Source organism: Thauera butanivorans, assembly GCF_048398245.1.
GTDB lineage: Bacteria > Pseudomonadota > Gammaproteobacteria > Burkholderiales > Rhodocyclaceae > Thauera > Thauera butanivorans.
In genome coordinates this window covers 97967-113134 of record NZ_CP183038.1, presented here as the reverse complement: position 1 = coordinate 113134, position 15168 = coordinate 97967, and the positions used below count along the sequence as shown (strand labels likewise).

The 15168-nt window shown below is 67.2% G+C and carries 11 protein-coding genes; 7 read left to right on the top strand and 4 right to left on the bottom strand.

The genetic code is table 11. The features are described 5' to 3' along the window. Nucleotides 1-124: 124 nt before the first annotated feature. Together ACNQFN_RS00495 and ACNQFN_RS00490 are read left to right on the top strand one after the other, a co-directional pair. On the top strand, nucleotides 125-343 hold the full coding sequence (locus ACNQFN_RS00495; protein WP_068637205.1) for a glycine zipper 2TM domain-containing protein: 219 nt from the start codon (nucleotides 125-127) through the stop codon (nucleotides 341-343). A 301-nt stretch (nucleotides 344-644) separates the two neighbouring features. Beyond that, nucleotides 645-2267 (top strand): peptide chain release factor 3, encoded by a 1623-nt coding sequence (locus ACNQFN_RS00490; protein WP_418647685.1) that lies wholly within the window; start codon nucleotides 645-647, stop codon nucleotides 2265-2267. Between the two features lie 52 nt (nucleotides 2268-2319). On the opposite strand, the gene ACNQFN_RS00485 is transcribed toward ACNQFN_RS00490, so the two are convergent. After that, nucleotides 2320-2847, bottom strand: a complete 528-nt coding sequence (locus tag ACNQFN_RS00485) for a hemerythrin domain-containing protein (protein ID WP_418647684.1) — start codon at nucleotides 2845-2847, stop codon at nucleotides 2320-2322. Nucleotides 2848-3161: 314 nt separating this feature from the next. On the opposite strand from ACNQFN_RS00485, the gene ACNQFN_RS00480 reads away from it, so the two are divergent. Continuing rightward, the gene (locus tag ACNQFN_RS00480) at nucleotides 3162-3638 is read left to right on the top strand and encodes a cytochrome P460 family protein (RefSeq protein ID WP_068637208.1); all 477 of its coding nucleotides are present in this window, start codon (nucleotides 3162-3164) and stop codon (nucleotides 3636-3638) included. Nucleotides 3639-3783: 145 nt separating this feature from the next. Continuing rightward, the gene (locus ACNQFN_RS00475) at nucleotides 3784-4539 is read left to right on the top strand and encodes an enoyl-CoA hydratase (RefSeq protein WP_418647683.1); all 756 of its coding nucleotides are present in this window, start codon (nucleotides 3784-3786) and stop codon (nucleotides 4537-4539) included. A 51-nt stretch (nucleotides 4540-4590) separates the two neighbouring features. On the opposite strand, the gene ACNQFN_RS00470 is transcribed toward ACNQFN_RS00475, so the two are convergent. After that, nucleotides 4591-5295 carry an SDR family NAD(P)-dependent oxidoreductase gene (locus tag ACNQFN_RS00470; protein ID WP_418647682.1) on the bottom strand — a complete coding sequence of 235 codons (705 nt, stop codon included), beginning with the start codon at nucleotides 5293-5295 and terminating at the stop codon, nucleotides 4591-4593. A gap of 229 nt (nucleotides 5296-5524) precedes the next feature. Between ACNQFN_RS00470 and ACNQFN_RS00465 the strand changes: the two genes are divergently transcribed. Continuing rightward, on the top strand, nucleotides 5525-6265 hold the full coding sequence (locus ACNQFN_RS00465) for an AraC family transcriptional regulator (protein ID WP_418647681.1): 741 nt from the start codon (nucleotides 5525-5527) through the stop codon (nucleotides 6263-6265). Nucleotides 6266-6347: 82 nt separating this feature from the next. Continuing rightward, the gene (locus ACNQFN_RS00460; protein WP_418647680.1) at nucleotides 6348-7298 is read left to right on the top strand and encodes a DMT family transporter; all 951 of its coding nucleotides are present in this window, start codon (nucleotides 6348-6350) and stop codon (nucleotides 7296-7298) included. 66 nt (nucleotides 7299-7364) lie between these two features. On the opposite strand, the gene ACNQFN_RS00455 is transcribed toward ACNQFN_RS00460, so the two are convergent. Then, a complete protein-coding gene (locus ACNQFN_RS00455) occupies nucleotides 7365-8405 on the bottom strand; it encodes an HD-GYP domain-containing protein (protein ID WP_418647679.1) in 1041 nt (346 codons plus the stop codon). Further along, nucleotides 8402-11617 (bottom strand): PAS domain S-box protein, encoded by a 3216-nt coding sequence (locus ACNQFN_RS00450; protein WP_418647678.1) that lies wholly within the window; start codon nucleotides 11615-11617, stop codon nucleotides 8402-8404. Before ACNQFN_RS00450 ends, ACNQFN_RS00455 begins: the two co-directional genes overlap by 4 nt. Nucleotides 11618-12086: 469 nt before the next feature. On the opposite strand from ACNQFN_RS00450, the gene fdnG reads away from it, so the two are divergent. After that, the gene (gene fdnG, locus ACNQFN_RS00445; protein ID WP_418647677.1) at nucleotides 12087-15143 is read left to right on the top strand and encodes a formate dehydrogenase-N subunit alpha; all 3057 of its coding nucleotides are present in this window, start codon (nucleotides 12087-12089) and stop codon (nucleotides 15141-15143) included. The last annotated feature ends 25 nt before the right edge of the window (nucleotides 15144-15168 follow it).

The window sequence follows — 15168 nt, the reverse complement described above, 5'->3', positions numbered from 1 at the left end:
GCTGAAACAAGTCGTCACGCTGAGCGCGGAGTTTTCCGCCCGCGCCGTGTTCCCATCCATGGACTCAGCAATCGGGGGAACGCGGTGTTCCCGCCGACCAACGGACACGAGACAGGAGTACAGCATGAAGATCCACAGCCTGATTCCCGCCATTCTGATCACCATCGCCGCAACGGGTTGTGCGACCTGGGACAACATGTCCTCGCGTGAAAAGAGCGCCGTCACCGGCGCCGCGGTCGGCGGCGTGGCAGGCGCGGTCATCACCGACGGCGGCGTCCTCGGCACCGTGGGCGGCGCGGCCATCGGCGGCGTCATCGGCGATCAGGTCGGCAAGAAGAAGTAAGCCCCCACATCACCGCAGGGGCGGTCCCGGGGATCGGCCCTGCGGCTGCACTCGGCTGCCGGCACCGCATCGGCCATCGCCGGCCGCTCCCAGCCAACCGCTCCTTTCTCCTCTGCTCCCGCCGTGGAGCCGCCTCGGGCATCGGCGCCCCGCCTGGCGCCGATGCCCATTTTCTTGCCCGTTCCACGCCGCCGCTACCCACACGGCGCCACGGCAGCCCGTCGCATCCTTGGTAGAATCGCCACCGCCCCGCCTCGCACCAATTGCGCGCAGGCGGTTTTCTTTTCGCTGACGAATCCCGATGACGACCACCCCCTTCCCGCCCGAGCTGCTGCGCGACGTCGACAAGCGCCGCACCTTCGCCATCATCTCCCACCCCGACGCGGGCAAAACCACGCTGACCGAAAAGCTGCTGCTGTTCGGCGGCGCGATCCAGCTCGCGGGCACGGTGAAGGCGCGCAAGTCCGCCCGCCACGCCACCTCGGACTGGATGGAGGTGGAGAAGCAGCGCGGCATCTCGGTGACCAGCTCGGTGATGCAGTTCGAGTACCAGGGCCACACCATCAACCTGCTCGACACGCCGGGCCACGAGGATTTCTCGGAAGACACCTACCGCGTGCTGACCGCGGTCGATGCCGCGGTGATGGTCATCGACGCCGCCAAGGGCGTGGAAGCGCAGACGATCAAGCTGCTCAACGTCTGCCGCATGCGCAACACGCCGATCATCACCTTCGTCAACAAGCTCGACCGCGAAGTGCGCGAGCCTTTCGACCTGCTCGCCGAAATCGAGGACGTGCTGAAGATCACCTGCGCGCCGGTGACCTGGCCGCTGGGCATGGGCAAGGCTTTCCGCGGCGTCTACCACCTGTTGCAGAAGCAGGTGCTGACCTTCACGCCGGGCGAGGAACGCCGCAGCGACGGCGAGATCATCAAGGGCCTGGACAATGCCGAGCTCGACAGCCGCTTCCCGCTGGAGATCGGCCAACTGCGCGAGGACGTGGAACTGATCGACGGCGCCTCGCCGCCCTTCGAGCTCGATGAATTCCTCGCCGGCCAGCAGACACCGGTGTTCTTCGGCTCCGGGATCAACAATTTCGGCGTGCAGGAGATCCTGCAGGCACTGATCGACTGGGCGCCGCCGCCGCAGCCCCGCATCGCGGGCACCCAGCCCGAAGGCACGCGCATGGTGCAGCCGGCCGAACCGGCCTTCACCGGCTTCGTGTTCAAGATCCAGGCCAACATGGATCCCAAGCACCGCGACCGCATCGCCTTCTTCCGCATCTGCTCGGGGCGCTACAGCTCGGGCATGAAGGTCAGGCACGTGCGCGCCGGCCGCGACATGAAGCTCGCCAACGCGCTGACCTTCATGGCCAACGAGCGCGTGATCATGGAAGACGGCGTCGCCGGCGACATCATCGGCATCCACAACCACGGCCAGCTGCAGATCGGCGACACCCTGAGCGAAGGCGAGAACATCGGCTTCAAGGGCATTCCGTACTTCTCGCCCGAACTGTTCCGCGCCGCCCGCCTGCGCGACCCGCTCAAGTCCAAGCAGCTGCAGAAAGGCCTGCAGGAACTGGGCGAGGAGGGCGCGATCCAGGTCTTCGAGCTGGAAGGCGGCCAGATGCTGCTGGGCGCGGTCGGCGTGCTGCAGTTCGAGATCGTCGCCCAGCGCCTGAAGGACGAATACAAGGTCGACGCGATCTTCGAGCCCGCCGACATCCACACCGCGCGCTGGCTGACTTTCCCGGACGATGTCACCCGCCGCAACTTCGAGCGCGAACAGGCGCTGCGGCTGGGCAAGGACATCGACGGCAACCCGGTGTATCTGGCAAGCAGCCGCTACAACCTCGAAGTGACGGCGGAAAAGTGGCCGAAAGTCACGTTCCACGCCACCCGCGAGCACGGCCAGGTGCTGGCCTGAGCAGCCGCCAGCGCCGGCAGGCCGTGAGCCCCGCCCGGGGCGGCCAGCCGCCTCAGGCCACCGGCGCGTAGAGCGGGTAAAGCACTTCTTCCTCGCGCCGGATGCGGTCGGCCAGGGCCGCGGCCACGGCGTCGAGGTCAGCGGCGAAGCTGGCGGCCAGCGAAGGATCCTCGCCGAGACGGGCATAGCGCGCCAGGAAGGCGACGACCTTCTTGCCGATCTCGTCCATGTCGTGGCGAAACTCGTGCATCAGCGCATGGCTGGCGGGATCGCCCGCCAGCGTGTGTTCGAGATACACGTACAGCCGCACGTTCTCGACCAGCAGATGGCCGTGGAGGTCGGTACGGAAACGCTCCAGCAGCGGCGCGGCCTCGTCCAGGCGCCCGCTGCGTGCCGCACGGCTGATCTGGCCGACGCAGTCGAGCATGCTGCGGTGGTCGCGCACCAGATGTTCGATCAGGTCGGCGCTGTAGCGGATCGACGTGCCCGGCGCACAGGGCCCGGCCTCCGGTGCGGCATGGGCAGGCGCGGCCTGCGGTTTGTCATGGTGCCTGCCGAACAGCCAGTCGAGCAGAAACATGGAAAGCTCCTGTGGATGGCCGCGCAGCGGCGGCCGGTCGCGGAATGACTGTCGACGCTAAGGCGGAACGCCGCGGGTTTCCATGCGATGGATCAAATCCATGCTGGCAGCAGGTGTATACCGCCCGGACGCTCGCTCCGGCGGCTTGCGTCGCAGAACACCGGATCATGATTTTCTCCATCTCCGATTGCCGATCCGGGCGATGCCGGACGCCACCCATGCTGTGTAGGCTGAAGCCGGGCATGGCCCATGACGAACGCGGGCCCCGACCCACCGCCGGACCCGTTCCCGAGACAAGACCAGGAGGCGACGAAATGTTCAGGACACTGGCAATTGCCATCACCCTCGGCGGCGCAGGCACTGCACTGGCCGCGCAGGACACCGGCCAGATTCCCTTTCCGGAAGACTACCGCAGCTGGCATCACCATCACTCGACCGTCAACCTCGACGGGCACGAGCCGGCCGGCAACGTCGGCATCCAGCACGTCTATGCCGATGCCGCCGCGCTGGAGGGCTTGAAAAGCGGCAAGTTCGCCAAGGGCGCCACCTTCGCCGTGGACCGCTTCGCCTATTCCGCGGACGGCAATCACTCGCTGTCCCAGGCTGCGCGCAAGGTCGTCGCCGTGATGGTCAAGGACGACGAGCGCTATCCCGAAACGGGCGGCTGGGGCTTCCAGGCCTTCAAGGGCGGCGACCCGAATGCCAGGGCGGTGACGGACGGCGGCATCCAGTGCTTTTCCTGTCACATTCCGCTGGCGGACAACGACTATCTATTCACCCGCGGGCAATAGCGGCCGAACCCGGATTGCCGAAACCGGACCGGGCGGAAGCACGCAGCGGCATGAAGCACCGCCCGGCCCCGGCCGCAGCATCCCGTGCTGCGGCCGGCTCCGTCCGCTGATACCATCGGACGGTGACCCCGCCAGGAGAACATGGATGATCGAATGCTCCCGCCAGCATGGCGTTCAAGTCATCGAGCTGAACCGGCCGGAGAAGAAGAACGCCTTTACCGGTGCGATGTACGACCAGTTGCGCGAAGCGCTGGCCGCGGCCGACGCGGATGCCTCCGTCTCGGTGATCCTGCTCACCGGCAGGGGCGACGCCTTCTCGGCGGGAAACGACCTGCAGGATTTCCTGAAATCCGCCCCGGACAGCGTGGATGCGCCGCCCTTCCATTTCCTGAATGCACTCGTCCGCATCAGGAAGCCGGTGGTTGCCGCGGTCAATGGACTCGCGGTCGGCGTGGGCGCGACGATGCTGTTCCACTGCGACCTGGTGTATGCGCAGGACAGCGCCCGCTTCTCGTTTCCCTTCGTCGCCCTCGGCCTGATCCCCGAAGGCGCCTCCAGCCTGCTGCTGCCACGGCTCGCCGGCCATCAGCGCGCAGCCGAGGCCCTGCTTTTCGGCGACCCGCTGTCCGCCGGCGAAGCCCGCGAGATCGGCTTGGTCAATCGAGTCGTCAGCGGCCAGCCAGTGCTGGACTTCGCGCTGTCGCAGGCGCTCCGCCTGAGCCGGCTGCCCGCCGGCTCCGTGCTGCAGACCAAGGCCCTGCTCAGGAATACCGACGAAGTGCTCGCACGCATTGCGCTGGAAGCCGAAGCTTTCGTGCTGCGGACGAAGGGGCCGGCAGCCCGCGAGGCCTTCGCGGCCTTCCTCGAAAAGCGCAAGCCGGATTTCTCCGGCCTGGACTGATCCACCGCGGGCAGGTGCGGGCCCCGGCCTGCCGCCCGCGCCATCGCCAGCCTACCAGGCGATCGGCGTGTTCCGGTAATCGACGAATACGGTGCCGCGCGAGCCTTCTTGCCGGGCAATGGTGTCGGCCAGCCCTTTCGCGCTTTCTTCCACGCTGATCGCCGCATCCGGGCCGCCCATGTCGGTGCGAACCCAGCCCGGCATCAATGCCAGCACGGTGCGCTCGCCGCCGGCGCGGGCGCTGTAGCTGCGCAGCAGCATGTTCAGCGCGGCCTTGCTGGCGCGGTACAGCTCGGAACCGCCGTCGGTATTGCCGGCGATGCTGCCCAGCCCCGACGACATCGCGGCGATGCTGCCCCGGGGCTTGACCCACTCGGCCAGTGCTTCGATGACACGCAGGGGACTCAAGGCATTGGTGAGCATCAGGCGCACGAATTCTTCGGTGCCGACCTCGCCGATGGGCAACCGGGGGCTGTCGATCACGCCGGCATTGACGAGCAGGACGTCGAGCGACGTGCCTTGCAGGCGCTCCGACAAGGCAGCGATCTGTTCCGGCTGGTCGATGTCGATCGCTTCGACGCGCAATGCGCCTGCCGATTCCTGCGCCAGACGGCCCAGCGCAGACTCGGGGGAAGGCTTGCGCTCGGTGGCGATGACCCGCCATCCGCGGGACAGGTATTCACGCACCAGGCCAAGGCCGATGCCTCGCGATGCGCCGACGATGAGAATGGAAGGGGCGGATGCGGTCCGGGTCATGATGAATGGCTCCTTTCAGGTCGAACGGCTTGTGCCACGACGCGGAACGTGCGCCGGCCGCGACCAAGGCGCACATGTTAGGCGCTGTTCCCGCTCGAGGAAACGTGCAGGCGCCGAACATCGACGGCTTGCAGGGCGGCTGGCGCCGCTGCGGTTGTCCTCCGCCCGGAACACGATACATACTGCCGCCGCCATCCCGATGCGCGCCTCACTCGGGACATCACCAGCGATGAACCAGAACGAAGCCGACACCCCGCCGCCTGCGATCTCGATCCGAAGCTACGGCACGGACGGCCACGCCCATGCCCACGGCTTCGTCCAGCTCGTGCTGCCGCTCGCCGGCTCGCTCGACATCGAACTCGAAGGGCGGGGCGCGCGGCTCGACCGGTCGCAGGCTGCCTACGTGCCGGCAGGGACGCGCCATGCGCAGGAAAGCCGCCAGCCGAACCGTTTCCTGGTGGTCGACCTCCCCGCCGCGCAGACGGTGGAGAGCCTGGCGGCACGCCGTTTCGTCACCGTCACGCCGGCCGCGGCGCATCTGATCGACTACATGGCGGCCTCGCTGGCAGGCGGCGCACCGGCCCGCAAGACGGCGCTGTGGACGCCGCTGCTGCTCGATGCGCTCGCCGAGGCGCCGCCCCGGCCGGTTTCCCGCCTGGCCGGACTGCTTGCAGCCATGGGCACCGAACCCACGTTCGGCTGGACGGTCGCCGACATGGCGGCACGGGCGAGACTGAGCACCAGCCGCCTGCACGCGGTGTTCCGCGAGGAACTCGGCACCACGCCGCATGCCTGGCTGGCCGAACGCCGGCTGGAACAGGTGCTGCGCTGGCTGGCGACGACCGACCTGCCCATCGCCGAAATCGCCCTGCGCGCGGGCTTTTCCGACCAGAGCGCGCTGACCCGCGCGGTACGCAAGGCCTGCGGCATGACGCCCGCGGCCTATCGCCGGCGGGCGGCAGGAGCCTGAGCCCAAAACCCGGCAGCTTTCGACAAGACCCGCCCTGCGCGGATGCCTAGCCTGTCGTCTTCACCAGACAAGGGAAGCAGACATGCCGGGCGGTTCGCAAACCACGATCGGAATCCTGTGCGGTGCCGGGGCCGGCGCATTGTGGGGCCTGGTGTTCCTGGCGCCCGAACTCGTCGGCGACTTCAGTCCGCTGCACCTGAGCTTCGGCCGCTACTTGTTCTACGGCTTGCTGTCCGCCGCGCTGCTGGCGCCGCGGCGGCACACCGTGCTGCCGGGACTGACGCGGCGCGAATGGATCGGCGTTGGCAGCCTGGCCCTGGTCGGCAACATTGCCTACTACACGCTGCTGTCCACCGCGGTGCAGCTCGGCGGCATCGCCACGACTTCGCTGGTGATCGGCTTTCTGCCGGTGGCGGTGACGATCATCGGCAGCCGCGACGCGGGCGCGGTGCCGCTGCGCAAGCTCGGCCTTTCGCTCGTCTTCTGCGGCGCGGGCGCGCTGTGCATCAGCTGGCAGGCGCTGGCGGCGCCGGCCTCGGGTTCCACCGATCGGCAGATCGCCGGACTGCTGTGCGCGCTGGGCGCGCTGGCGACGTGGACATGGTTCGCCGTCGCCAACAGCCGCTGGCTGGCGCGGCTGCAACGCATCACCGCCCACGACTGGAATCTGCTGACGGGCGTCGTCACAGGCGCGCTGACGCTCGGGCTGCTGCCATTCGCCGCGCTGATCGAAGCTTCGTCGCACACCGCCGCTGACTGGCTCCGGCTCGCCGGCGTCGCCGCCGGCCTGGCCTTCTTCGCCTCGATCGCCGGCAACGCGCTGTGGAACCGCATGAGCCGCCTGCTGCCGCTGACCCTCGTCGGCCAGATGATCCTGTTCGAGACCCTGTTCGCGCTGCTGTACGGCTTCGCCTGGGAGAAGCGGCTGCCGACGGTGCTGGAAATCTCGGCCTTCGCGCTGGTGTCGCTGAGCGTGGTGTCCTGCGTCGCCGCCCACCGGCAGCCCGGGGACGCCGCCAGAGAGCACGGCTAGCCCGAATTTCTCACCGCCAAGGAGAGTGCATCGCGCTCCGGGACGAAACCGATCCAGCCGTGCCGCCTATGCCACCCGCACAAGCGGGGGCGCCGCCCCGGCGGCGGCGCTCTCCGCCCAGCGGGTCTTGATCTCCAGAATCTCGTCCAGGCTGGCGATGAACAGCTCCACCAGCGCGGGATCGAAATGGCGACCCGCGCCTTCGCGCAGCGCGCCGATGGCCTTGTCCACCGGCCAGCTCGGCTTGTAGGGGCGCTCGCTGGTCAAGGCATCGAATACGTCGGCGATGGCGACGATGCGCCCTTCGAGCGGAATCGCTTCGCCCACGAGGCTGTTCGGGTAGCCGCTGCCATCCCATCTCTCGTGATGCGTGAGCGCGATGCTGCGCGCCATCGCCAGCAGCTCGGAATCGGGCTCACCGATGATCTGGGCGCCGATCTCGCAATGCGAGCGCATGATGCGCCATTCGTCGTCGTCGAGCGGCCCCGCCTTGCGCAGGATCGCGTCGGGAATGCCGATCTTGCCGATGTCGTGCATCGGCGCGGCGTGCAGGATGTCTTCCGCCATGCGCGGCGGCAGCCCGGCGGCCAGCGCCAGCACGCGCGCATAGTGGCTCATGCGGATCACGTGCAGGCCGGTCTCGTTGTCCTTGAATTCGGCCGCCCGTCCGAGCCGCTGCACGATCTGCAGGCGCGTGCTGGCCAGCTCTTCCATGCGCACCAGGGACAGATGGGTGCGCACACGTGCCCGCACCACGGGCGCGCTCACCGGCTTGGTGATGTAGTCCACCGCGCCGGCCTCGAAGCCTTCCGCCTCATCCCTGGCATCGGCCAGCGCAGTGACGAAGATCACCGGAATGGCAGCGGTCGCGGCATCGGCCTTGAGCTGCCGGCAGGTTTCCAGACCGGTGATGCCGGGCATCATGACGTCCAGCAGGATCAGCTCCGGCCGCTCGCTCGCGGCCAGCTCCAGCGCGCGCCGGCCATCCTTGGCATACAGCAGGCGGTAGTCCTGCTGCAGGATGTGGCGCAGCACCTGCAGGTTGGTCGGTTCGTCATCCACCAGCAACAGCTTGGGGCGGCAATCGGGGGCGGTCTGCATGGTCATGGTCCCGTGTTCGCGTCCGGCATTCCAGCCTGGAGCGTCCGCAGCATGGTCTGCACGGCGTCGAATTCGAAGTCGTCGATGACCTTGCCGATGCGCTCGGCCAGGGTCGAATGCCCGTCGGCGTTCAAGCCGTCGAGCAGGCGGCGGACCAGCGCATCGTCGAACTCGCCATGTGCGAGCTGGCCGTCCAGCTCGCGTGCCAGCGAGGCGACGTCTTCGTCCGCGCCACGCGCCGGAGGGGCTTCGTTGCCGCCGCCCAGCCGGCCATGGCTGGCCAGTTCGTCGGCCACGGCAGCCAGCGCCTGCCCCAGCTCGCCGCACAATCCGCTCAGCGCCTGCCCCTGGCCATGCGCGGCATCGTTCTCGATGCGCGCCGCAAGCCCGCTGACGGCCGGCAGGCACAGATTGGCCGCCGCGCCGCGCAGGCGATGGCCGAGCTGGCGAACGGCGTCGAAATCGGCCGCCGCCGCATGCTGCGTCAGCGTGTCGGCGCTGTCGCGATAGCCGTCCATGAAGTGGCGCGCCGCGCGGCACAAGGCATCCGCGCTGCCCCATAGATCGATGCCGCACTGCCAGTCGATGACGGCGCCGGGCCGGGCCTCGATGCTGCGCCCGGAGCACGTGCGGCCTGGAACGGCCTGGCCGGTGACACGGGCGATCTCCGTCATCAGCCGCGGCATGTCCACCGGCTTGGAGGCGAAACCGTCCATCCCGGCCTCGTGCGCGGCGAGCCGGTCCTGGTGGAGCACGCTGGCGGTCAGCGCGATCACCGGCGTCGGTGCCAGACCGTTTAGACGCTCATGGGCACGGATGCGACGGGTCGCTTCCAGGCCATCGCTCACCGGCATATGCATGTCCATCAACACCACGTCGAAACGGCCCGCCAGGAAGGCCGCGACGGCTTCGTCACCATCGCTCGCTGTCACCAGTCGATGCCCGGCGCGGTTCAGGGCCAGGGTCATCAATTCCAGGTTCTGCGGCACATCGTCCGCGACCAGGATGTGCATCGGCGGCAATTGCGGCATCGCCGTTTCCTGCTCGGCGCTGACGGGTTCGCCCGCGGACAGGGGCAGTTCGACGATGAAGCGGCTGCCGACGCCGGCCTCGCTTTCCGCGTCCAGACGGCCATGCATCAGTTCGGCCAGTTGACGGGCGATGGTCGTGCCCAGCCCGGTACCGCCGAAACGGCGGCTGGTGGACGCATCCGCCTGTGCGAAAGGCTCGAAGATCTTCGTCAGACGATCCGCTGCGATACCGATGCCGGTGTCCACCACCTCGATGCGCAAGGCGCCGGGCGCTCCGCCCACTTCGATCCGCACGCCACCCTGCTCGGTGAACTTGACCGCATTGCCGACGAGATTGGTCAGGATCTGCTGCACCCGCAGCGGATCACCTTCGAAGAAGTCGCCCAGTGCCGGATCGTAGGCCGTCTCCAGCGTCAGCCCCTTGCCTTCGGCAGAGAGCGTCAGCGAAGCCGCCACCTGATCGACCAGTTCGCGCAGCGAGAAGCTCACGTTCTCGATCTCGACCGCGCCGCGTTCGAGCTTCGCGGTGTCGAGAATGTCGTTGAGCAGATCCAGCAAGGAGCGCGCCGAACGCCGCACCGTTTCGAGGTGGCGCTGCTGCAGCGAATCGAGGCGGGTGTCCAGCAAAAGCTCGGTGAAACCGAGAATGGCGTTCATCGGCGTACGGATCTCATGGCTCATGTTGGCCAGAAAAGCCGTTTTGCTCGCCGCCGCAGCTTCGGCCCGGTCGCGCGATTCGCGCAAGGCTTCCTCCATGCGCCGCCGTTCGCTGATGTCGAACACCACGCCATCCACCCAGGCGGGCCGTCCGTCCGCATCGGCCACCACCGAAGCGCTTTCCCACACCCACAGCCGGTGTCCGTCGCGATGGATCAGGCGGTACTCCACCGTGTAATCGCCACGGCCCTCGATGGCGGCAGCGACCGCCGCCTCGTGGCAGGCGTGGTCGTCGGAATGGATGAGATCGCAATAGCTGCGGCCACGCTCGACGAATTCGGCCGCATCCCATCCGGTCAGGCCGGCCACCGCATCGCTCACGAACAGGGTCGAACGGTCCTCGCCCAACCGGCGGCGAAACGACATCCCCGGAATGTTGCGCAGCAGGGTTCGATGCTGCTCCTCGCTGGCCCGCAAGGCCTGCTCCATGCTCTTGCGCTGGCTGATGTCGGTGATGATGCCCAGGAACAGGGATTCGCCCGGTATCTTCGCTTGGCCGATGCCCAGCCGGATCGGCATCAGCGAACCGTCGCGGCGCTGCGCCACCACCTCGCGCCCCACGCCGGCGGGGCGCGTCTGACCACTACTCAGATAGTTCGCCAGGTATCCGTCGTGCTGGCCCCGATGCGGTTCGGGCATCAGCATGTTGACGTTGCAGCCGATGACTTCATCCGCCCGCCAGCCGAACAGCTGTTCCGCTGCGCGGTTGAAGGTCTGGATGATGCCGCGCTCGTCGATCGTCACCATGCCGTCGATCGCGGTATCGAAGATCGCCTGGAGGCGCACTTCCCTGGACTCGATCTGCCGATACAACTGCTTGTAGCGGAGCAGGCCGTTGACCACCGCCACGATCGCCGTCAGCGCCAGCGTGATCAGCGCCACCGCGGCAGCGACGAAGCCCGTGTCCGGACCGCTGCCGCCTTCGACCGCGGTGCCGACGAAGCGCGCCGCAGCCATGCCCGTGTAGTGCATGCCGGCTACGGCAAAACCGAGCACGGTGCCGCTGATCACGATGCTGGCCCCGACGGACAGGCGCCGCCGCAGGCGGCGCAGCCGGAAACGCAGCCAGAGCGCGAGCACGGCAAGCGATATCGCGACGACGATGGACAGGCCGAACCACACCGGGTCGTAACGCAAGTCCGGCGCCATCTCCATCGCCGCCATGCCGCTGTAGTGCATGGTGCCGATGCCTGCGCCGACGAGCACGCCGCCAGTGACCAGTTGCCGCATGCTCAGGTGCGGACGCGCCAGCAGGGCCAGCGCCACCAGCGATGCACCGAGACCGGGCAGCATGGACAGCAGGGTGATCGGGCGCGAGTAGCCCACCGGCGTGCACAGATCGAAAGCCAGCATGCCGATGAAATGCATCGCCCAGATGCCCCCGCCCAGCGCAACGGCACCGCTGCCGATCAACAGGGCACGCTCCCGTGCGCCCGCCGCCCGCCGCCCGCCGTGCCACACCGGCCGCATGCAGCGCACTGATGGCGGCAAGGATCGCCACCGCCACCGACAGGGCAACCAGCCAGGGGTCGTGGCTGCCGTACAGCAGCAAGCCCGGATCGACGTCCGAGACAAAGAAAGGCCCTGCTTGGAACATTCCGCTTATTGCCACGCTCTCGGGGGGCCAGGCCACGGCTGACGTTCATCGGTCCATGGCAAGGCGATCGTTATATTTGCCTGAATGTCTTTCTATCCAATTCCCGGCAGGCTGGGCAAACTGGAATGTGCGGCGCCCGTGCAATAGTTTGCAGTCCTGCGCCGAAGGCGCGGAAAGCCGCCTTCATCGAAAAAAACCGCTGGCATCCCGCTGCACACCCCCCCTCTGGAGCAATCCTGTTTGCATAGGGTAAACCTATGTCTTGTATTTCATAGGGTTTTATGCTGCCATTGAAGAAGCTGTCCGGTACAGCCCTGCAATCCAACGAAGATGGAGGGAGCCATGAACGTCTCGAGACGCGAATTCTTCAAGGTCTGCGCGGCGGGCATGACGGGATCGAGCCTGGCCACGATGGGTTTCGCGCCCACCGCAGCACTGGCCGAGGTTCGTCAGTACAAGCTCGCGCACGCCACTGAAACACGCAGCATCTGTCCATACTGTTCCGTATCCTGTGGAACGCTGGTCTACTCGATGGGCGACAAGTCGAAGAACGCCAAGGCGCGGATTTTCCACATCGAGGGCGACCCGGACAATCCGGTCAACCGGGGCAGCCTCTGTCCGAAGGGCGCCGGCCTGCTGGACATGGTCCACAGCCCGCTGCGCCTGACCCACCCCGAAGTGCGCGAACCCGGCAGCAACGAGTGGAAGCGCATTTCCTGGGACGAAGCCTTCGACCGCATCGCCAAGCACATGAAGGCCGACCGCGATGCCAACTTCATCGAGAAGAACGAAGCCGGCCTGACGGTCAACCGCTGGAACACCTTCGGTTTCCTCGCCAGTTCCGCTGCCTCCAACGAACCAGGATACCTCACCCACAAGGTCTTGCGCGGCCTTGGCGCGGTTGCATTCGACACCCAGGCACGCATCTGACACGCTCCCACGGTAGCCAGTCTGGCTCCGACCTTCGGGCGCGGCTCGATGACCAACCACTGGGTCGACATCAAGAATGCCGACCTCGTCCTGATCATGGGTGGCAACGCCGCCGAAGCCCACATCTGCGGCTTCAAGTGGGTGCAGGAAGCGAAGCAGGGCCGCAAGGCCAGGCTGGTCGTCGTCGACCCCCGCTTCACCCGCTCCGCGGCCGTGTCCGACTATTACGCGCCGATCCGCGCGGGTTCGGACATCGCCTTCCTGTCGGGCGTCATCCACTACCTGCTGGAAAACGACAAGATCCAGCACGAGTACGTGAAGACGCACACCAATGCGCCTTTCCTGATCAACCCCGACTTCGGTTTCGAGGACGGCCTGTTCAGCGGCTACAACGCCGACAAGCGCAACTACGACAAGTCCACCTGGAGCTACCAGATGGGCGAGGACGGCTACGCCAGGGTGGACCCGACGCTGCAGGACCCGAACTGCGTCTTCCAGCTGATGAAGAAGCACTTCGCCCGCTACGACGCCGACACCGTCAGCCGCATCACCGGCACGCCGAAGGATGCCTTCCTGAAGGTGTGCGGGATGATCGCCGAATGCTCGGCGCCCGATCGCACGATGACCATCCTGTACGCGCTGGGCTGGACGCAGCACTCGGTGGGTTCGCAGAACATCCGCACGATGGCGATGATCCAGCTGCTGCTCGGCAACATGGGCATGGCCGGCGGCGGCATCAACGCACTGCGCGGGCACGCCAACGTGCAGGGCATCACCGACATGTGCCTGTTCGGCGAGAGCCTGCCGGGCTATCTGCACGAGCCGACCGACGCCGAGCCGACGCTGGAGAGCTTCATCGCCAAGCGCACACCGAAGATGCTGCGCCCGGGGCAGATGAACTACTGGAGCAACTACTCCAAGTTCTTCGTCAGCCTGCTGAAGGCCTTCTACGGCCCGAACGCCACCGCCGGCAACAGCTTCGGCTACGACTGGCTGCCCAAGCAGGACACCGCCTACGACGTGCTGGCGATGTTCGAACGCATGCACCAGGGCCGCATGAACGGCTTCGCCTGCCAGGGCTTCAACCCGCTGGCCTCGGTCGCCAACAAGGCCAAGGTCTCGGCTGCGCTGTCCAAGCTGAAGTACCTGGTGGTGATCGACCCGCTGGCCACCGACACTTCCGAGTTCTGGAAGAACCACGGCGAGTTGAACAAGGTCGACCCGGCGCAGATCCAGACCGAGGTGTTCCGCCTGCCGGCGGCGCTGTTCGCCGAGCACGAGGGCAGCTTCACCAACTCCAGCCGCGTCATCCAGTGGCACTGGAAGTCGGCCGACGGCCCCGGCGAGACGCGCGAGGACACCGAGATCCTCGGCCAGCTGTTCACCCGGCTGCGGGCGATGTACGCCAGCGAGGGCGGCGCCTTCCCCGAGCAGTTGATGAAGCTGCATTGGCCCTACCGCATCGCCACCCATCCGTCCGCGGAAGAGCTGGCGCGCGAGATCAGCGGCTACGCGGTCAGCGACCTGGCCGACGCCAGCGGCAAGGTCACGGTGAAGGCCGGCGAACAGGTCGCGGGCTTCGCCGTGCTGCGTGCCGACGGCTCCACCGCCTGCGGGAACTGGCTGTATTCGGGCATGTGGTCGCAGGCCGGCAACCTCACCGCGCGGCGCGACAACAGCGATCCGACCGGCCTCGGCCAGTCGCTCAACTGGGGCTTCGCCTGGCCGGCCAACCGCCGCATCCTGTACAACCGCGCCTCCTGCGACGCCAACGGCAAGCCGTGGGATCCGAACCGCAACCTGATCCACTGGAACGGCAAGGCCTGGGGCGGCAACGACGTGCCCGACATGCGGCCCAACGCGGCACCGGAAGAGGGCGTCGGCGCCTTCATCATGACCGGCGAGGGCGTTGCCCGCCTGTTCGCGCCCGGCATGGTGGAAGGGCCCTTCCCGGAGCACTACGAGCCGTTCGAGACGCCATTGGGCAAGAACCCGATGCATCCGGACGTGCCCGCGGTGGCCAGCAACCCGGCGGCACGGGTGTACCAGGGCGACATGGAGCTGTTCGGCAAGGCCGACGAGTTCCCCTACGTCGCCACCACCTACCGCCTGGCCGAGCACTTCCACTTCTGGACCAAGACCTCGAAGATCAACGCGATCCTCCAGCCGGAGCACTTCGTCGAGATTTCCGAGGAACTGGCCGCCGAGAAGGGCATCCGCAAGGGCGACGTCGTCACCGTGCGCTCCAACCGCGGCCACATCAAGGCCGTGGCGGTGGTGACCCGGCGCATTCCGGTGCTGACGGTGGAGGGCCGCAAGATCCATACGGTGGGCATCCCGCTGCACTACGGCTTCAAGGGTGAGACCAAACCGGGCTACATCACCAACACCCTGACGCCGTTCGTGGGCGACGCCAACAGCCAGACGCCGGAGTACAAGGCGTTCCTGGTGGACATCGAGAAGGCATGAGGGAGGCAGAGATGAGTACCCCCAC

Bases quoted from the DNA above. Each gene is read 5' to 3' on its own strand.
- ACNQFN_RS00495 (WP_068637205.1), top strand. From the start codon at position 125: ATGAAGATCCACAGCCTGATTCCCGCCATTCTGATCACCATCGCCGCA.
- ACNQFN_RS00490 (WP_418647685.1), top strand. From the start codon at position 645: ATGACGACCACCCCCTTCCCGCCCGAGCTGCTGCGCGACGTCGACAAG.
- ACNQFN_RS00485 (WP_418647684.1), bottom strand. From the start codon at position 2,847: ATGTTTCTGCTCGACTGGCTGTTCGGCAGGCACCATGACAAACCGCAG.
- ACNQFN_RS00480 (WP_068637208.1), top strand. From the start codon at position 3,162: ATGTTCAGGACACTGGCAATTGCCATCACCCTCGGCGGCGCAGGCACT.
- ACNQFN_RS00475 (WP_418647683.1), top strand. From the start codon at position 3,784: ATGATCGAATGCTCCCGCCAGCATGGCGTTCAAGTCATCGAGCTGAAC.
- ACNQFN_RS00470 (WP_418647682.1), bottom strand. From the start codon at position 5,295: ATGACCCGGACCGCATCCGCCCCTTCCATTCTCATCGTCGGCGCATCG.
- ACNQFN_RS00465 (WP_418647681.1), top strand. From the start codon at position 5,525: ATGAACCAGAACGAAGCCGACACCCCGCCGCCTGCGATCTCGATCCGA.
- ACNQFN_RS00460 (WP_418647680.1), top strand. From the start codon at position 6,348: ATGCCGGGCGGTTCGCAAACCACGATCGGAATCCTGTGCGGTGCCGGG.
- ACNQFN_RS00455 (WP_418647679.1), bottom strand. From the start codon at position 8,405: ATGACCATGCAGACCGCCCCCGATTGCCGCCCCAAGCTGTTGCTGGTG.
- ACNQFN_RS00450 (WP_418647678.1), bottom strand. From the start codon at position 11,617: ATGCGGCCGGTGTGGCACGGCGGGCGGCGGGCGGCGGGCGCACGGGAG.